Here is a 17,864-nt window from a genome sequence, read left to right as displayed (position 1 = left end):
GCCAGTGGGACCGTCTCTCGGTGGTAGCCAGCGCGGCTGGGTCCGGTCCCGCCGGGTCGCGGCCAGACGGGCCTCGCCGGCTTGAGGTGGGCGATCCGGTCGAGGAGGCCCTTCACCGCGCGGCGGGATTCGGCGTCATCGAGGCTGGCCAAGTAGGCCCAGTAGGAGCTCGTGGCGCGGTCGGCCGAGGCCGCCACGGCGGGCGGTGCGCCCGCGGCCTTGCGGAGGTACTCGCTCATCGCGTCCTCAGCCCTACCGCCGACAGGATGGGCCGCGTGAACGAGGCCAGCGATCACCCGTGGATACGGCGACCATCGTCCGCCCGACCGATGAGCATCGCCTTCACCCTCACAGCCGGCCACGCTCGCCGCGCTGGAGGGGCGGCTGAAGCGCCGATCCACCGCTGGCGGCCCCTCGGGCTGCGCGCGGCCGCCGGCATGGTCCACCTGATGAGTCTCGCCCTGGCCGTACTGAGCGCCTAAGTGTCGTGCTACTCCCGCTGACGATACCGGCTCCGGGCCGCTCTTCCCCCAGTGGCGTTCTCCCGGGCCGAGCGTCATGGCCATCGTCACTCTCACCGGACTGACCGGCTGGCTATTCCGCTGCGGCCGGGGTGTCGAGCCACACGTGCTGGCTGTCCGGAGTCACGGTCATCCCGAACCGTTGCCTGCCAGGGTGACCATGCCGCGCCCACGAGAAGTACGCGGCCTCCAGCTCATCCCACAGGCTCCGTTCCCCGAACTGCACGACCTCGGACCGCGTGCTGGTGGACCCGCTCTGGCACAGCGCCCACGAGGAGCCCTCCAAGTCGTAGAGTCGGACCACATACCCCCACGTGTCATCGTCCAGGCGTTCCTGCCGCGTCTCGACCATGACGGTCGGCATCATCGACGCCAACATGAGCAGCACCCCCTCATAGCGGGGGCCGGTCAGGTCGTGCAGGTTCCGCGGGTCGAAGCCGGTCGCGGTCCGGCGCCCCGCTTCCTCGAGCTGGCTGACCGCCATCGGACGCCGCTGGGAGCGCAACATCATGTAGGTGGAGGGGCCGGTGAACCGGCCGCGGGCGGTCCCGTCGTCCAGCACGGTGAGCAGCAGCCGCTGCCCGCCCTGCAACGCGGTGGGCGCTGGCATGTACGGCAGGGCGATGATCCCGCCCGGCCTGGTCTGCTCGATCCACGCGTACGGTATGTCCCGCACGCCGCAGGTGACGTGGACCCGGTCGAACGGGGCCCGGCCGGGCGCCCCGTTCGCGCCGTCGCCGACGACCAGTTCGGGCGAGAAGCCCGCCTCGCGCAAATTGGCCTGCGCGGTGTCAGCGAGCGTCTCGTCCACCTCTACCGTGACCACTTGCCGCTCTCGTAGTCGCCACGACAGCATGGCCGCCGTCCATCCGGTGCCGGTGCCCACTTCGAGGACGCGGTCGTGGTCCCGCACGTCGAGCTCGTCCAGGAAGGCCATGGCCACGCTGGGCGCCGACAGCGAGCAGGTCGGGCTCCCATGCGGGTCGGAGACCGGCGTCAGGCCGGTATCGCGCTGGGTGATGATGGAGCAGTCGCTGTAGATGGCCCCCCACCAGTCGGCGGTGTCGCGCGTGCGGTCGATCGACCTCGACCTTTCGCCGCTCCGCACGGCGTGCGCGTACGCCCGGTCAGGCACGAACCTGTGCCGAGGCACGTGACGCAGCCCCGTCTGCCATACGCGGCTGTTCCAGTCGCGTTCCCGGATGACGCCTCGGCCCGCCAGGTAGGCCGACAGCGCGGTGACGTGGTCGTCGAACTTCGCGTCTTGCCAGTTCACCATGCTTCTCCTCGCACCTGGAGGCGTCTAGGTTGGGGCCTGTCTCGAAGTGTTAATCAATGGCGTGTCGAAGCCGGACACGCAGAGAGGTCTCCGGTAAAGGGTTCAACGACCAAGAAGAACCTCATGCCCCGGAGACCTCATGGCCACCTTAGCGGTGACACGGCGGTTCGACCTCACTGATGCGCAGCGGGCGCGGCTGGAACCGCTGCTGCCCGCAGGCACAAAGCCAGGTCGACCATCGCGATAGAACAAGCGCCAATTGATCGACGGCATCCGCTGGCGGGTACGAGTGGGCGCGCCGTGGCGGGACGTGCCCGACTGCTGCGGCTCCTGGCAGGCGGTCTACAACCTGTTCCGCCGCTGGCAGCGGGGGCGCCTGGCAGGATCCTCACCCATCCGCGAGACCCTGGCCCATGCCGCCGGCTTGATCGGCTAGCAGGCACCAGCGTCTGCTCGCCCTGGTGGTGACAGCTGGACAACGCGGCGACGCGCCGCGGTTCCCCACGATCATGACCGCCATCAAGGTGCCCCGGCTCGGACCCGGACGCCCACGCACCCGACCCGAGATCATCCGCGCCGACAAGGCGTACGCCTCCCGCGCCATTCGGCAGCACCTACGCGCTCGCAAGATCCGGCGCACCATCCCCGAACCGGCCGACCGCATCGCCGCCCGCCAACGGCGCGGAAGCCGCGGTGGCCGCCCGCCGTCCTTCGACGCGGCCGACTACCGCGCCCGCTCAGACGTCGAGTGCGGCATCAACCGGCTCAAACGCCACCTCGGCGTCGCCTCTCTCGCGACGGTCGACCCTGCCTAGGTGCGTCCGGCCGAAGAACCCCTGGCAACCCTCACTGACGCCACCAGGTCCGAGTTGCGCATGTACATGGATGTAAACGGCGGTGGCCGTGGTCGACCAACCTGTTCAGTAAATGGCCGTCATACCCGTGCGGTCAACGTCGGCGCCGCCGACTCGCCGGCCGTCTATGGCGAGTTGCCCCGCAGGTCCAGGTTGAATTCGTGTCGCCTCAGCTGGCAGAGGCGCAGGGATCGCCGCGGGAGGAAGCCGAGCATGCGGATGAGTGTCGAGAGGATCACCGTGTAGACCAGTTCGATGGGTATGAGACCGATGAAGGCCCACAGGGGTGATGTCGCGAGTAGCCACGTCGCGCACTGCCGCGCCAGGTAGCGCGAGCCGAGCAGGTCGTCGCGTGCCCACCAGCGGTAGGTGTAGGAAGACGCTTGTGGAAGAGGCGATACAGCGCCCAGCGCCCCAGCGGCGGGCGCTCCCGCAGGCGCAGTGCGATACCGCCACGTACGACGTCGAGCGAGTCGCGCAGGGTCGGCCTGGTCTGCTCCGGCCTCGCCAGGTCCAGCAGCGTGCCGATCAGCTCCTCGCCCCGCGTCTGCCGATATCGGAGCGGGTAGGCCCGCGCGAGGAGCCGGCAGTGGCGTTCGTAGCTATCCATGATCACGTCCCGGGCTGGAGTCGTGCGCCGAGGCGGCGTTGCGCGGTGGCGGCGAGGCGGGCCAGGCGGGCGGTCTCCTCGGTCAGGAGCTCGGCGCCCTGACCGGTCAGCTCGAAGTAACGACGGTGCCGGCCGTCTACGACCTCTTCGCCGACCACACGGGCGAGCCCCGCTTCAGTGAGGCGGTCAAGCGCGCCATAGAGGGTGCCCGCGCCGAGGCGGACGCGGTCCTCCGACAGCTCACGCACGGTCTTGATCACGCCGTAACCGTGCAGTGGGCCTTCGGAGAGGGCCAGCAGTACGAGATAGCTTTGTTCACGTAGTGCCATATGCGATATATATCGTTAACCGTACTATTGTTCAAAGAGGCGGTCGGCCGCAGAACCGGAACTCTTCACCCACCCCGGCCTCGAACCGGTCGGGGTGCGTCGGCTCTGCCGGATCGCCCGGGCGAACTACGCAGGCGTGCGCGGCGGCGAGCCCTTCGGCCAGCCCGGCGCCGAGCACCGCGGCCGACTCCACGGCGAGAGGCCGCAGTGCTCGTCGACGGCTTGGTGTAGGGGAGGAGGATGTAGGGGGCGTCCAGCTATGGCCGACTGGCGTCGGTTTCGGCGTTGATGACCTGGGCGGTGTAAAAGCCGCCGACCTTGCGGGCGGCGTCCACCTCGGAAGTGATGCGGCGCCGGAAGTCGCTGTCGCCGGCCAGCTCCGGGCGCACCACTTTGACGGTGACCAGGCGCCCGCTCCGGGGGATGTCTCTCCCATCCCGCCCCCGCCGAGCCTCGCGTGCGGCCGGTAGGAGCCGATGTGAGCCGGGTCGCCATCGCGTAGGGGGTCGGTCATGGTGGCTCATCCCTCGTCGAGATCATCGCCGGTCGGTGTCGATGATCCCAAAACAGGGGCCACCGGGATATGACAGAACCGGGCCACGCGAGGCGTTTACCGGACAGAACCCTCATTCTGTCTGGTATGAACTGTCGTCCAGAGTCGAACGCCCGTCCTTCCGGATCCCGCCTCGCGGCAACGCGTCCAAACTCACGAGTCCTCATGACCGCTGATGCCACAAGTGATCTCGCCGTCAAACATCGGAGTATGTGGCGACTTGGTCAGTCAAACAGCCAAGCAAGATGGCCTTGACGATTCCGGCCCAACGTCCTGAGAGCCGCGCCGGCCGCAGGGATCCCCACGATGTGATCGCTACCGAGTGTTGTGTCAGGTCCTTCGGGGCGCTGCTGCCGCTGCTCACTTGGACCACTCGCTGGATGGGAGCGGCGGAGAGGGGACGATGAGGATGCCTAACTTGACATAAGGTTCGTTATCGACCGAGTCTGCTGGATCTTGGGGGAGTGGCCCAATCCACACAAGCAGCCTCAACGACCGCACGGCTCAAACCCATATGAGCCCACCCGCATTCCCGCCAGGCCAACGTCCAGGCCGCGACAGGATCATCGAGATCGTCGAGTTGCGCGCCGCGGAACTCGTGGCATCGGCCTACCACGCGCGGAACCGGTGGATGGTCGATCGCGCCCAGATGGTGACGGGTCCCCCGCGACGGCACCGAGGAAACCTCGGGCATCTGGCAGACGATCAATTACGCGGCCGCGCGGAGAAACCTCTACTGATGGTGCCCGTCTGGCCCCGCGTTGTGGGCATCATGAGCTTATGAGCGCGCATGAGCGAGCCAAGGGCGCTGCCATGCTGAAGCGGCTGCGGCGCTCTCGTGGATGGTCCCTGGCCGGTGCCAGCCGAGCCCTCATGGCCATGGCGGCCCAGCTCGGGCAGCCATGCGACACCGGTGCCGGCAGCACCCAGCGGACCCTCGCGCGATGGGAGAGCGATAGAGCTCCCACGGTGCCCAGCGATCGGTTTCAGCTGCTGCTCGCCCACCTGTACGCCCGTGATCGTCACGGGAAACCCTCCTTCGGCCAGGGCAGTGACTTCGCTGAACTGCTCGAAGCGCTCACGCACTTCGGCGTGAGCGAGCAGCGTCTCAACGAGCTCCGCGCGCTCGTGCTGCGAACGGCCACCGACACGGGAGTGGAACTGCTCGCGCTGCTCGGCCCCTCCACGCGGGCAGCCATGTCGGCCGCCCTCGCCGACCCGACACGCCTGGACGACGGACTGCTGACGGCCATGCGCGAGTCCGTCACCCGTATCAACAGTCAGGTCGGCAGCGTGCCCTTCGTCAGGCTGCATCTGCTGCTCGCGCCGGTCGTTGAGTCGTGCGGACGGCTCCTTGACATGCCCGTACCTGAGCCGTTCCTGCCCGACCTGCGGCTCATCACGACGCGGGCGTACACTCTCGCTGGTCGATTCGCTTTCGAGACCCGCGATGATGACGCCTCCCGGGCGCTGTACTCGGCCGCGACCAAGGTGGCTGGGCGCCTCGCGACGCCGTGGCAGCGCGCCATCGTGCACATGAGCAACGCCCTCGTCACCCTCTACTCAACGCCCGGCCTGGACGCCGCCAAGGCCCTCGTTGACGCCGCCGTGCGTGATGCCCGTGCCGGGCAGAGCATCATCGTGCGAGCCCGAGCCCACGCCCTTCAGGCGGAAATCGCCGCCCGCGCCGGCCTGGACAAACAGGCACGAGCGGCGCTCGCGCTCGCCTGGCATGACCTGGATCGAGACCACGCCACCGACGCAGCCCCCATCTCGTTCTCCGCCGCCCACCTACGCGGCTTCGAGGGAATCACCGAGCTGTACGTGGGCGACTCCTCCGAGGCCCACGACTACTTCGCCCGCTCGGCTCAGGCGCTGGCCGCGCCGCGCGAGCGAGTGCAACGGGCGATCGTAGCGGCCGACCAGGCACTCGCCCGCATTCGTCTCGGCGATCCGAGGTCAGCCGCTGACCTGCTGCACCCCTGCATCGACGCCATCAGCGAGACAGGTGGCAGGGTCGCCGCCCTCCGCTTGCGCCATGCGCGCCACGACCTGCGATCATGGCGGCGCGAGACCTTCGTCGCCGACCTCGACGACCATCTGATCGAAGCACTCGGCACATGAAGGGGCACGGACGTTCCATGTACCCGGTGAGACTCTCCACCTCTCGGCTGATCCTCCGGGAGTTCGCCCCGACGGACGTTGACGGGCTCCTGGCCATCTACGGTGACCCGCTGGTCACCGAGCACATGAGCTTCGAACCCCGAAACCGTGAGCAAGTCGAGGGCGGGATCGCCGGCGTGGTCGAGTCGGCCCAGAACGAGCCGCGCGTGGACTACTCCCTCGCCGCAGTGCTACCAGGTGATGGCGAGCTGGTGGCGTACGCGCGCCTCTCGATCGACCTCGGCCACCCACTTCAGAACAGCGCCCAGATCGGATTCGCGCTGCGCTCGGACCGGTGGCGTCAGGGCCTGGGCGCCGAGGTCGTCCGCCTGCTCCTGCGGCTCGGGTTCGAGGAGCTCGGCATCTACCGCATCTGGGGTGCGCGAAGCCCGTTCAACGAGGCGTCCGGGCGGGTCATGGGCAAGCTGGGGATGGTGGAGGAGGGCGTCATCCGCGGGCACCTGAAGCTGGCGTCCGGGTGGCGGGACTCCGTGGTGCATTCCATCCTTGGCCCGGAATGGGAGCAGACCGGGTAGATGAGGTTGGTATGGGAGGACTCGGCCTCACCGGTGTCGTTCTCCCGGACCTGGCCGATTTCACCGCCAGAGTGGTTTGAATACGCCTGGCGGGTGACGTTACTCCAGGCTAGGTCCTAGGGTTACAAGAAATGGAGGGTAGGTGCCCAGGCGGAGCCTGTGCGGAGGCCGTCACGCGGATGTCGATGAACCCTGTGGCGGCGCACGTCAGTGGGACGGTGGGCACGTTGGTGTCGCGCGGAACGCCGAGGCTGGGCGTCGCGGGTCCAGAAGCGGCCGCACGAACGCCGGTGCCTGCCCACAAGGGGCGGTCGCGGTCACGTGCCTGCGGCGGTATATCCCAGATTCCACGAGATGGAAATACGTGGCGAGGTTTCCTCGAAAGCCGGAACGGCATGCTTGAGCCACCCCGGGATAAGCACGAGATCGCCCGGGCGGCAGCGAAGCCGAATATTGCGGTCCTCGCCGGCGAGGGAAATGCCCGCGTCGAAGTAGTCGATATTCGGCCGTGGATCCATCAGGTGCAGCTCGCACCAGTCGGGGGCTTTGACGTAGTAGATGGCGGTCACCGCGGTGTTGGGGTGAAGGTGCGCGGGATGGTAGTCGCCCCGCAGGTAGAGGCTGGCCCAACTGTTGCCGATGGCCACCGACAGGCCGCAACCACCACCCAGCGCTGGGGGCGCGTCCGTAGCGTTGGTCGCGGCTGACTCGTTGCCGGCCACGGCGGTTCCCGGTGATGGTGCGCTGGGGTCTACGAGCTTCTGGCCGGTGACGTCCTCGACGAAACGGTGAGCCGCCTTCAACACCCACCGTGACAGGCCCTCGACGAGCGGTTCACCCCATTGAGCGAGGTTGCCGGCGGTTTCCTTCTTGTAGGTGAAGCGGCCATCGGTGGGGTCCAGCCGGCTCATGACGAGGGCGGCCAGGTCGGGGCTGAGCCGGTCGCCGTATGGATGGGTCAGGCGACCGACGGGGGTGGCGAAGATTTGGGCGATGCCTCCGGTGGCACGGACGGCATCCTCGGAGAACGGCTGCGTAATCGGCATGACGATCACCCTTCGTCCTGGCGGCTGGCGCCACAAGCATTCCGGTAAACGTGCTTACTCGACCTTCAGGGACAACAGGCTATTTCCGGCGTTCGTATACCGCAGCCTCACGGGAAACAGCAGAACGAAGTCGGAGAAAAAGAGGGACGTCGACGGGGAAGCATTGCCAATGTCCCACGTTCGGGGCACGAAAAACCAGATTGACTACGTGTAGTCATCCGATTGCGGTGAGTGGGCTGCTGTCAGAGCCAGGCCCCCACACGGAGGTGCCGATGGCCCGCATCCAGCTCTTTTCCACCGACACAGACGACGGCGTCATCTCGGTCGTCACCAAGACCGGGAAGAACGAGCACCAGCTCGCCCGGCAGATCCGCATCGGCAACGCCCCCCGCGGCGGCGTCAAGTTCACCCACGACGGACGCGGATTCGTCTCCAACACCAGCCAGAACACCATCTCCGAAATCGACCCGATCTCGCTGGAGGAAGTCCGGCGCATCGAAGTCGGGCACGGCCCGCGCGGGCTCGGCGTGGTCCCTGGAGACAAGTACCTGCTGGTCTCCAACTCCGGCTCCGACACCGTCTCGCTCATCGACCTCGAGCTCAATGTCGAGGTCCACCAGGTGCCCATCGGCCGCGACCCCCGCCACATGGCGCTCACCGGCGACGGTCGGCACGCCTACGTCTGCGTGTGGGGCGAGGGCAAGGTGGCCAAGCTGGACATCGCCGCCCTGGCCGACGGCCGTCCGCAGGACGTCGCGATCCTCGAGATGATCGACGTCGGCACTGACGCCCACCCCTACAGCGCCGCCATCGACCCATGGGGCCGACGGGTGTTCGTGGCCAACACCCAGGCCACCTACGCCAGCGTGATCGACATGGCCACCAGCCAGGTCACCCACGTCGACCTCGGCCACATCGGCGGCCGCGCCGTCGCCTTCAGCCCCGACCACGTGTATGCCCTCATCAGCGTGGAGACGGTCAACGCCGTCTACGTCGTGCGCTTGGAAGACCTGCAGGTGATGCGACAGATCCCGGTCGGCCCCGGACCGCGCGGCCTGACCGTCGACCCCGACGACGACACCCTGTACATCACGAACTCCTCCCGTTCCACCACCAGAGCCAGCCTCAACGGTCTGAACTACGGCCCCAACACCCTGACCGTGGTCGACCTGGCCTCGGCGCCGCTGGATCGCGATGAGGGGGAGTTCGCCTATGACGCGATCGAGGTCGGCTTCGGCCTGTGCAGCGTCACGATGTTCGACCTCGACGGTCTGCCGGCCGAGCGTCGCGTGCGCGGGCTGACGACCCAGCAGGCCTGAATGTGATCACGTGGTGGGGTGCACGGCAGGCGTCGTGTGCCCCACCAGCTCGTTGTCCAGCCCCGGCACCCCAAGGCCGCCAGCGCCGCGACCGCCCGGCCGGTGCGCATGTGAAGGAGAGGTGAGGGTGAGCGTCACCGTCCGCTTCGACGCCCTCTACGAATGGGCCATCGTGCCGGAGAAGGTCAAGGTGGCCCGGTCCGCCGAGCGGGAGACCGGCGAACTCTACCGGCGAAACTTCCGCTACCAGCGCCATGTGCGCCGGGCCGGCTCCTGCCCTCCGTGGGTGCTGGGGCAGGAGCTGGGCTGGATCATTCGCTGCCCGATTGACGTCACCCTCACCCCGATCGACGACGTGCAGCTCGACACGGTCAGCTGCTCCCCCGCCTCCTCCCCCGGCCGCACCGGCAGAGCGTCCGACCGGGCCTCCAACGGCACCGCCGGGGGCGGGCCTGGGGGCAGGCCGGCCGCTGCCGCCGGTGACGGCGAGCTGGCCATGCTCGGCCGCATGCTGGAGCGGCCCGACCTGTGGCGGCGCGACGTCGGCTGGCTGGCCACGCCCCGTACCGACTGGCTGCGCTTCCACCAGTTCCGCAATGACGAAGGTGGCTGGGAAGGCATGTTCGTCCCCAACGGCGAAGGGTCGGTGGAATGGCGGCTGGGCTGGTCGGCCCGGATCCCGCCGGAGATGTTCCTCCTGGTCACCGGCCTGGACGCGCCGAGCGGCCTGGAGATCCCCACCGGCGTGCTGGCCGCCCGGCACGTCAACGCCACCTCCGGTCGTCAGGGTATGAGCCTGGCGGTGCGCCCCCACCGGGACACCGTATTGACGCGCGGCGCACCGCTGGCCCGTATCGTGCTGCTGCACCGTGACTCACTGCGGGCGGCCGCGGAAGAGGCGGCATGATGGCCGGATACGCCGTGCTGCGCCGCCCGGCAGCGGCCACCCTGCTCAGCTACCTGATTCTCGGCCGCCTGTCCGGGGCGGCCTTCCCGATCGCCTTCGTCATCGTGCTGGCCGATGGCTGCGGCTACGCGGAGGCCGCGCTCCTGCAAGGCGTCATGGTCGCCGTGCTGGCCGGCAGCGCCCCCTTCCGCGCCCGCGTCCTTGACCGGGTCGGGACCAGACGCGCGCTGGTGCCGCAATGCGCGCTGTCCACGGCGGCCACCGCGGGGGTGGCCATCTGCGCGGGCCTGCCGAACGTCCACGGTGCCGTCATCGCCGGGCTGTGCCTGATCATGGGGCTGTCCTCGCCCGCGCTGGACACTGCAGTGCGCACCTCCTGGCGGCGCGCCGCCCACACCGAGGCCGAGGTCAAGGCCCTGCACGCGCTGGACTCCATCATCGAAGAGGTGGGGTTCCTGGCCGGCCCAGCGCTGGCGGCCACGGTGATGCTGACCGTGAACCTGCACGCCGGGCTGCTCATCGTCGCCGCGGTCATGCGGGGCGTCACCTGGCTGACCGTGCTCACCCCGGTCGTGCGCCGCACCCTGCTGGCCGACCCCCCTCCGGCTGACCCGCCCTCGCCAGACCTCGAGGCGACAGCAACGGCCGCGGAAGCGCAGGGTCGGGTACAGGCCAGGCGATCACCCGCCCAACTGCTCGGCCGCGCGCTCGGCCACCTGCTCGGGCCGATCGCACGCCCACACCTGCGGGAGATCGTCACACCGATCATCGTCATGGGCACCAGCTTCGGGTTCCTCGGCATCGCACTCCCGGCCCTGGCCGCCGGAAGCGGCGCCATCGCCGCCTCCGGATACATCACCGCCGCCATCAGCCTCGGTGGCGTGATCGGCGGACTGGTGTACGGGGGTCTCACTCTGACCGGGTCGCTGTGGCGGCGCCAGGCCGTCATCAGCCTCGTGTTCGGCGGACCCGTGATCGCGCTGCTGGTGGCCCGCTCCCCCTACAGTGTCGCAGCCGTCCTGGTCGCCGCCGGGCTGGCCGTCACACCCCTGTACATCAACTCCTACCTGCTGATCGACCAGGAACTGCCCGCCGGCGTCAAGCACGAGGCCAACGCGTGGGTGGCCGTCGGCAACGACCTCGGCTACATCATCGGCATCACCTTGGGCGGCCTGCTGATCGCGAGCAACGACTACAGTTCGGCACTGACCGGTGCCGGCTTGGCCGGAGTCCTGCTCATCGCCGTGGCGTTGCGGGCCCTGAGCCGCTCTGTCATCGGCTCGCCCAAGGCCGGCCCGGCCGCCACCCCCGAACAGGAAGACGTTCCCGCCGCATGACCACCCTCACGCACGCTGGGCCCCGCGTCCGGCCCCGCGTCCGGCGCCGCGCTCGGCCTCTCGCCCAGCTTGCCGCGTCACCGTCTCCTCTCGCCGTCGGCCGGTCGGCAGGCACGCCCTCCGTCTGGCGGCGCGCGGCTTGCGATGCCCGCCCGGCCTGCCCGGCCGGGCGCTCGCAGGCGGTGAGGGCTCATGCCTAGCCGCAGCGTGCGCTTGTCGCAGGCCCAGGCGCGAGAGCTGGCCGTGGCCGCGCAGGGCCTGGGCGGCGACGCCGCCTTCGCCCAGCCGCTCGACGTGCTGACCCATCTGGGCGCCATCCAGCTCGACGCGATCCAGCGGGTGGACAAGGCCCACCGGCTGGTCTGCCTGGCCCGAGCCCCGCACCTGCAGGGCCGCCACGCCGTCGACGCCCAGCTGTGGAGCACGTCCGGCCCTGCGACGGTGTTCGAGAGCGCGGCGCACGCCGTGTGCCTGCTGCCGATGACCGACTGGCCGTTGTGGACCTTCATGCGCGAGCGCACCGCCCGCGTCTCCTGGGCGCCCGAGCCTGCCCTGTGCGAGCGGGTGACGCAGATGGTGGCCGCGCACGGCCCTGTGACCTTGAGCGACATCGAAGCTCTCGGCGAGCGTAAATCGTCTGGATGGGCGTGGTCGGACGCCAAACGAGCGGCCGAGTACCTGGTGTGGACCGGCGCCCTCGTCACTGCCGCGCGCCGCGGCGCCAAACGCGTGTACGACCTGGCCGAACGCCGCGTGCCCGCCGACCTCCTGCACGCCCGCCCCAGCGAGCACGACAGCCTCACCGCGCTGCTGACCAAAGCCGCCCGCGTCTACGGGGTGGCCACCACCGCCGACCTGACCGAGTACTTCCGCCTCCCCCGCGCCGCCGCGGCCCAGGCGATTCACGACACCGGCTTGCTACCCGCCACCGTCGAGGGCTGGGACGAGCCGGCCTGGGTCCACCCCGCGACGCTGGAGCGCGCGCCCCTGCCCGCCGAACCGGTCTTCCTCACCCCGTTCGACAACCTCATCTGGGACCGCGACCGCACCCGGCGCCTGTTCAGCTTCGACTACACCTTCGAGGCCTACAAACCGCCGACCAAACGCCGCTTCGGCTACTACGTCACCCCGCTGCTGGCCGGAACGCGCCTGATCGGACGAGCCGACCTGATGCGTGACGGCCCCGTCTTGCGCACCCTGGCCATGCACCACGAACCCGGCACAGCCCCCGACCACGACCTGGTCCTGCAGGCAGGCCAGCGCCTGGCCAAACAGCTGGGCTGTGACGAGTTCCACCTCGACGACACTCGCTGCTGACGACGCCGGCAAGCTCAGCGTTCGGCTCCCGGAGGGTGTGTTCCGCGGCGGTCCCCGGCTCAGGCTGCCTCCAGCGTCGCCCCAACGCTACGACGGTAGGACGAGGAGGTTCGCCACCTCCGTACGGACATGCAACGCCTCATGGCGCACCCGGGTGATTTCGTCGGTCAGTAGCGACATCGTTTGTTGGTGAGTTTGGACAGCGGTTGGCGATCAACAGGCGCAGAAATGTTGGTGAGAAATGGCAGCACCCACCTCCGCCCGTTCTCTAGCGGAGACGGGCCAGCAAGTGGGCGTCCAGGAAGCCCCGCTCGGAGGCCGGGTCGTGGAGCAGCCGCGCGAATGTGGCGAACCCAGCCCCGGCCAGCAACTCGGCGAAGCGGTCCGCCGGCCAGCTATAGGCGGGTGTCACCTTGTGGTCGAAGCGGACCGGCTCGGGCGCGTCGGTTCCGAAGAACGAGACCAGGAGAAGGCCCCCCGGCGCCAGGACACGCGCCTGCTCGGCGAGCAGCGCGGGTAGTTCCCCAGGAGGGGTGTGAATCATCGAGTAGTGGGCCAGCACGCCGCCGAGCGCGCCGTCCTCAACGGGGAGTTCCTCCATCCGGGCCTCATCGAACTTCAGCGCCGGATGGGCCCGCCGAGCGTGGTCGACCATGGCCGGAGAGAGGTCGAGCCCGAAGGCATCCAGTTCCAGGTCGTGCAGCATGGCCGTCAGATGTCCGGGCCCGCAGCCGACATCCGCCACCCGCGTATTCCCCGTCCCACGCACCAACTCGGCGAAGGTGCCGATCATGTTCCGTGCGAACGGCTGCGTCTCCAGTCGGTTAGCGAACATCGACGCATATAACTCGACGACCCCGTCGTAGGCCGTCCTGGTCTCGTCCTGGTGCTTCGCCACGGGAAGGACGTTAACACCCCCCATTCTCAGCTGTTCTCCGGCCCCGTGCCGAATCCTGCCGCCGTCGTATCGGACTCGTTCGGCTACCAGGACAAGGCCATCACCCGGTGGCGCGACAAGCCGCTGGCGACCACAGTCCGTCACCAGCTGGCTGGACTCCCCGGGGAAGTGGCGACAGTTGATTAGGCGATCACACCAGTATCAGACCCCTGATCGTCAGCCTGCGGTGCGCTGCTCGACCCGAGCTCGGGTCTGGGCCAGGCGGTAGGACTCGGTGCCGGTCTCGATGATGTTCCCGCCGAAGGTGAGCCGGTCGACGATAGCCGCGCATAGCCGGGGGTCGGTGAAGGTCTTGGTCCAGCCATCTGGGGGTGGCACATGATCCTGTCGAACGATTGCGGCTGCTAGCTGGGGTTCCTGGTTCTTTCTCGTTTCCCTGATTCGTGAGGTGTGAGAGGCCTATGTTAGGCGCTGCCTTCATTCTTCTGGTGTGAGGAAGGTGTGCTGGTGCCGCGGTCTCGACTACGGGTGCTGGAGGGCGGGGCGCTCCCGCCCGAGCCTTTGGGCAGCGATCCGATGGAGTATCAGGGGCGATGCGTCGAGGCGTTCGTGGCGTCGTGGGCCGCTCGTGGGTTCAGCCCGGTGACCGTCGAGAACGACACCGGGCTGCTGGAGGGACCCTGACCGCACTGGGCCGTCCGGCCTGGGAGGTCACCCCCGAGGACATCGACCGAGTGGTCGGCGACCTGGCGGCGGCCGGTCGCGCCGCCTCGACGCGGCGCGAGCATGTGCAGATCTTCAAAAGCTTTCACCGGTTTCTGCAGGTCCGTAAGGCCGCTGAGATCGAGGCCGCGTTCGGGGTGCGGCTGGTCTGCCCGGTGGATGAGTTCAACACCTCCCGGCATGTCGGCGACGACTCACCGGCCGAGCTGCCGCCGCCGACGCCGGAGCGGGTAAGCGGCTTCTTCGACTTCCTCAAGGACCGAATCGCCACTGCCCGTAAGTACGGCCCGGCGGCGCGGGATTACGCGCTGTTTCGCACCCTGTATCACGCGGGGCCGCGGTCGGAGGAAGCCGCGCTGCTGGACCGGCCGGACGTGCACTTCACCCGGGGCCCGTTCGGCAAGCTGCATGTCCGCTTCGGCAAGGGCGCCCGCACCTCCGGGCCGCGGCCGCGGTGGGTGCCCATGCTGGATGGGCTGGATCTGCTGCTGCGCTGGTTTCTCAATGACGTGCGCGGCCGCTTCCCCGACTCACCGGTGTTGTTCGCCGATGGTTTGGCGGGGCGCTGCATCGCGGCACCATCCGTAACCGGCTGCGCTATCTCATGCAATTGGAGGGACGGCCGAAGGAAGAGTGGTTCAGCCCGCATGCGTTGCGCTGGGCGTGTGCCACCCACAACTACGAGCGCGGCGTGGACCTGGTGGCCATCCAGCAGCTGCTCGGACACTGGACGGTGAGCTCGACGATGCGCTATGTCCGGCCGTCGGCCACCTTCATCGAAGATGCCTATCGCCGGGCGGTGACCAGCGCCCTGGGCGAGCTGACCGGACAGGGAGACCCGACCGCATGAAGATCCGGTGGAAACTGCGGATGGCCGCCGCGCAGCGCGAGGTGTGGACCGGCGCCCAGCTGCGGCGGCTGCTGGCCGACAAAGCCGGGCTGGAACTGTCGGCCGCGTCGGTGTCGGCGCTGCTGACCAAGGAGCCCACCCAGGTGAAGATGTCCACCCTGGCCGCGTTGTGCACCGCGCTGGAGTGCAGCCCCAACGACCTATTCGAGGTGGACACCACCCCCGTCGAACGGCCCGCCCGCCCGCCGCAGCCGGCGACCGAGCCCAAGGCCGCCACCAGCGGCGGCCGGTCTCTGCCGCCACTGTGACCTGAGCAGGAGGACGGCGATGGGCCAACGGCAACGTGACTGCGTGGACTGCGGCGGCCCGGTCGGCATCATTGGCCGCCTGCACTGCTGCCGCTGCCTCAGACGGCTCAACGAAGCGGCCGCCAAGGCGTCCTGCCCGGACTGCGGCAAACAACGAGTACTGCAGGCCGACACCGGCCGGTGCATCACGTGCTCACGCGTCTGCACCGAGTGCGGGCATCCCGTCCGCTCGCCGGAGGCGACGCTATGCCGGGACTGCACCCGCGAGGCTCGGCAGCGAGCGGCGCAACAACCGTGCCCGCGCTGCGGCCGCCCGGGCTATCTGCGCCCATCCACCGGCTGGTGCGGGACCTGTTCACGTCCTCGCCAGACCAAGGACCCGCCGCGCGTCTGCGACGACTGCGGTCAGCTGCGCCCGCATGCCGGCCACGGCCTGTGCTCGGCCTGCTGGCAGCGCCGCCCCGAACGGCCCTTCGTCGCCGGCGAGAACCTCATCGTCCGGCTGGCCGACCCGCCTCCCTGGCTGGGCGAGCTCATCGGCCACCTGGCCGCCGGCCACTCTCCGGCCCGAGCCTGCGTCCTGATTGGCCAACTGGGACGGCTGCTGGACGACGAACATCCCAATCATCCCCAAGCCCTGTTGGAGCGGGCTCGGCTGCCCGGCCGCTCTATGGGGCCCTTGGCCCAAGGGTTGGAGATCTTCTTCGTCGAACGCGGTCTGGCGCTGGCCACCGATCATGCCGAACGGCTGGCCGCCGGACGCCGTCGCCGACGGATCGACGCCGTTCCCGAGCCGCTGCGGCCTGCGGCGGAGGCCTTCAACACCTTCCTGCTGCGCTCCCGCGAGCGCGCCCGACGGGCCGGGACACTGCCTCGGGCCGACGTCACCCTCGACATCAAGCTGTCCACCCTGCGCGATCTGGGCCAGCACGTCAGCGCGCGTGGAAAGCAGGACTGGGCCCTGGTCGACGTGCACGACATCGAGGCGTTCCTGGCCGCTGAGCCCAAGAACCGGCCCCGGCGGCTGCAGATCGCCCGGCAGTTCGTCCGCTTCGCCAAAGCCCACAAGATGATCCTGATCGACCCCACCAGCGGACTGTCGGCGAAGGCGGCCAAGGGCTTCATCGGCAAGACCCGCACCCTCGACCAGCAGCGACGCCTCTTCCAGAGATGGATCACCGACCCGGCTGTCCACCCGCACGAGGCTCTGCTGGGCATCCTCGCCCTGCTGCATGGCGCCTCCAGCAGCGAAGTCCGCCACCTGCGCCTGGACGACATCGATCCCGGCAACCGTGCCATCCGTCTCGGGCAACGCCCCCACCTCGTGCCCCTGGATCCGGCCAGCTGGAGCACCGTGCAGCGGTGCGTGGCGCACCGCGAGACTCAGCACACCAATAGCCCGCATCTGATGGTCACTAAGGGCACCAAAGCGGGCCGGAGCCCGGCCTCGGTCGCTTATGTCAGCCATGTCCTGGATCCGTCCGGCATCTCACCACGGATGCTCCGCTCCACTCGCCTGATCGGCCTGGTTAACACCATGGACGCCAAACTCGTCGCCGCGGCCTTCGGGATGAATCTCGAAGGCGTCATGATCTATCTCGCGGACCACATCGACGAAGGCCGTCTGACGGCGCAACCAGAACAGGGATGACCATGACACGGATGTCATTGCGCTGGACGCTGGCGGGGTCTGGATGGGCCGACTGCACCGTTGCTGACGACCAAGCCGAGGCGGAGGTCACCGCCTCCTATGTCACCGCGGCTCCTGAGGAACTCCTGACCGCGACAGCGCGGCTGGTGCTCGGCGAAGAGCAGACACAGGCCCAGTTCGAAGCTGAACCGACAGCCTTCCGCTGGATCTTCTATCGAGGCGGCAACGACGTCTGGGTGCGACTGCTTCAATTGCCCGACGGCCGCCGTCACGACAACGCCGGAACCGAGATCTGGTCCAGCTGGCAAACGATCGACACTCTGGCCCGAGCTGTCATCCGCTGCTTCGACGATGTCGCGCGACGCTATGACGAAAGCGGTTACCACGGAAAATGGGGAGCGCCATTCCCTCGGCTCGAACTCGAAGCCCTCCGGACCGCATGGCGCAACCACACCGCACGCCCGCCCCAGCGGGACTGTACGGTTTTCGGTGTAACTCCTGATCAAGGAGAGCGCACCTGATGAGTACTGTGATCCAGGCATCGACGGAGATCGACCTGGAGGACGCCGCAGTGGCGCGTAAGAAGCCGGACAACTCAGCGGATCGAGAGCTGGTGGCCAGGCTGGTCGACCAGGCGCGAGCCGAAGGAGTGGAGCTGGTCGG

General features: G+C 68.7%; 18 protein-coding genes and 3 pseudogenes. 14 read left to right on the top strand and 7 right to left on the bottom strand.

Annotated features, from left to right (window positions below; all coding sequences use genetic code 11):
* Positions 1-239 (bottom strand): annotated as a pseudogene (locus ACWEJ6_RS51145) (hypothetical protein); the annotation flags it as partial.
* A 355-nt stretch (positions 240-594) separates the two neighbouring features.
* Positions 595-1,800, bottom strand: a complete 1,206-nt coding sequence (locus ACWEJ6_RS51140; protein WP_452432828.1) for a protein-L-isoaspartate O-methyltransferase family protein — start codon at positions 1,798-1,800, stop codon at positions 595-597.
* Positions 1,801-2,059: 259 nt separating this feature from the next.
* Here ACWEJ6_RS51140 and ACWEJ6_RS51135 point away from each other — a divergent pair, with 259 nt between their 5' ends.
* Both ACWEJ6_RS51135 and ACWEJ6_RS51130 read left to right on the top strand, forming a co-directional pair.
* Entirely contained in the window at positions 2,060-2,236 is a 177-nt protein-coding gene (locus ACWEJ6_RS51135; protein ID WP_452432826.1) for a transposase, read from the top strand.
* 13 nt (positions 2,237-2,249) lie between these two features.
* Entirely contained in the window at positions 2,250-2,615 is a 366-nt protein-coding gene (locus tag ACWEJ6_RS51130) for a transposase (protein WP_452432832.1), read from the top strand.
* 651 nt (positions 2,616-3,266) lie between these two features.
* Here the strand turns inward: ACWEJ6_RS51130 and ACWEJ6_RS51125 are convergent.
* Both ACWEJ6_RS51125 and ACWEJ6_RS51120 read right to left on the bottom strand, forming a co-directional pair.
* Positions 3,267-3,593 (bottom strand): PadR family transcriptional regulator, encoded by a 327-nt coding sequence (locus ACWEJ6_RS51125; RefSeq protein ID WP_452432825.1) that lies wholly within the window; start codon positions 3,591-3,593, stop codon positions 3,267-3,269.
* Positions 3,594-3,850: 257 nt separating this feature from the next.
* Entirely contained in the window at positions 3,851-3,982 is a 132-nt protein-coding gene (locus ACWEJ6_RS51120; RefSeq protein WP_452432824.1) for a hypothetical protein, read from the bottom strand.
* Positions 3,983-4,926: 944 nt separating this feature from the next.
* Here ACWEJ6_RS51120 and ACWEJ6_RS51115 point away from each other — a divergent pair.
* Together ACWEJ6_RS51115 and ACWEJ6_RS51110 are read left to right on the top strand one after the other, a co-directional pair.
* Positions 4,927-6,270 carry a hypothetical protein gene (locus ACWEJ6_RS51115; RefSeq protein WP_452432823.1) on the top strand — a complete coding sequence of 448 codons (1,344 nt, stop codon included), beginning with the start codon at positions 4,927-4,929 and terminating at the stop codon, positions 6,268-6,270.
* Positions 6,271-6,287: 17 nt separating this feature from the next.
* Positions 6,288-6,845, top strand: coding sequence for a GNAT family N-acetyltransferase (locus tag ACWEJ6_RS51110; protein WP_452432822.1), 558 nt, complete (start codon positions 6,288-6,290; stop codon positions 6,843-6,845).
* Between the two features lie 317 nt (positions 6,846-7,162).
* Here ACWEJ6_RS51110 and ACWEJ6_RS51105 read toward each other — a convergent pair whose 3' ends face one another.
* Positions 7,163-7,891: a putative 2OG-Fe(II) oxygenase gene (locus ACWEJ6_RS51105; RefSeq protein WP_452432830.1), complete on the bottom strand. Its 729-nt coding sequence runs from the start codon at positions 7,889-7,891 to the stop codon at positions 7,163-7,165.
* A 272-nt stretch (positions 7,892-8,163) separates the two neighbouring features.
* Between ACWEJ6_RS51105 and ACWEJ6_RS51100 the strand changes: the two genes are divergently transcribed.
* The 4 genes from ACWEJ6_RS51100 (at position 8,164) to ACWEJ6_RS51085 (ending at position 12,771) form a co-directional block, all read left to right on the top strand.
* Positions 8,164-9,210, top strand: a complete 1,047-nt coding sequence (locus tag ACWEJ6_RS51100) for a YncE family protein (protein ID WP_452432821.1) — start codon at positions 8,164-8,166, stop codon at positions 9,208-9,210.
* 127 nt (positions 9,211-9,337) lie between these two features.
* On the top strand, positions 9,338-10,117 hold the full coding sequence (locus tag ACWEJ6_RS51095) for a hypothetical protein (RefSeq protein ID WP_452432819.1): 780 nt from the start codon (positions 9,338-9,340) through the stop codon (positions 10,115-10,117).
* Positions 10,114-11,454, top strand: coding sequence for a hypothetical protein (locus tag ACWEJ6_RS51090; RefSeq protein WP_452432817.1), 1,341 nt, complete (start codon positions 10,114-10,116; stop codon positions 11,452-11,454). Before ACWEJ6_RS51095 ends, ACWEJ6_RS51090 begins: the two co-directional genes overlap by 4 nt.
* Positions 11,455-11,646: 192 nt before the next feature.
* Positions 11,647-12,771: a winged helix-turn-helix domain-containing protein gene (locus tag ACWEJ6_RS51085; protein ID WP_452432815.1), complete on the top strand. Its 1,125-nt coding sequence runs from the start codon at positions 11,647-11,649 to the stop codon at positions 12,769-12,771.
* 268 nt (positions 12,772-13,039) lie between these two features.
* Here ACWEJ6_RS51085 and ACWEJ6_RS51080 read toward each other — a convergent pair whose 3' ends face one another.
* Together ACWEJ6_RS51080 and ACWEJ6_RS51075 are read right to left on the bottom strand one after the other, a co-directional pair.
* A complete protein-coding gene (locus tag ACWEJ6_RS51080; protein WP_452432814.1) occupies positions 13,040-13,669 on the bottom strand; it encodes a class I SAM-dependent methyltransferase in 630 nt (209 codons plus the stop codon).
* 216 nt (positions 13,670-13,885) lie between these two features.
* A pseudogene (locus ACWEJ6_RS51075) lies at positions 13,886-14,032 on the bottom strand (ATP-binding protein); the annotation flags it as partial.
* Positions 14,033-14,176: 144 nt separating this feature from the next.
* On the opposite strand from ACWEJ6_RS51075, the gene ACWEJ6_RS51070 reads away from it, so the two are divergent.
* From ACWEJ6_RS51070 to ACWEJ6_RS51045, 6 genes and pseudogenes are all read left to right on the top strand, one after another.
* A complete protein-coding gene (locus tag ACWEJ6_RS51070; protein ID WP_452432812.1) occupies positions 14,177-14,353 on the top strand; it encodes a hypothetical protein in 177 nt (58 codons plus the stop codon).
* A 643-nt stretch (positions 14,354-14,996) separates the two neighbouring features.
* A complete protein-coding gene (locus tag ACWEJ6_RS51065) occupies positions 14,997-15,242 on the top strand; it encodes a tyrosine-type recombinase/integrase (RefSeq protein WP_452432810.1) in 246 nt (81 codons plus the stop codon).
* Entirely contained in the window at positions 15,239-15,550 is a 312-nt protein-coding gene (locus ACWEJ6_RS51060; protein ID WP_452432808.1) for a helix-turn-helix domain-containing protein, read from the top strand. Before ACWEJ6_RS51065 ends, ACWEJ6_RS51060 begins: the two co-directional genes overlap by 4 nt.
* A 43-nt stretch (positions 15,551-15,593) precedes the next feature.
* Positions 15,594-17,201 (top strand): hypothetical protein, encoded by a 1,608-nt coding sequence (locus ACWEJ6_RS51055; protein WP_452432807.1) that lies wholly within the window; start codon positions 15,594-15,596, stop codon positions 17,199-17,201.
* Between the two features lie 11 nt (positions 17,202-17,212).
* Positions 17,213-17,722, top strand: coding sequence for a hypothetical protein (locus ACWEJ6_RS51050; protein ID WP_452432806.1), 510 nt, complete (start codon positions 17,213-17,215; stop codon positions 17,720-17,722).
* Positions 17,722-17,864: pseudogene (locus ACWEJ6_RS51045) on the top strand (IS256 family transposase); the annotation flags it as partial. The gene ACWEJ6_RS51050 and the pseudogene ACWEJ6_RS51045, both read left to right, overlap by 1 nt.

This window comes from Nonomuraea sp. NPDC004702, assembly GCF_053601695.1.
The sequence above is the reverse complement of the archived record's forward strand: the minus strand, read 5'-3'. Positions and strand labels throughout refer to the sequence as shown.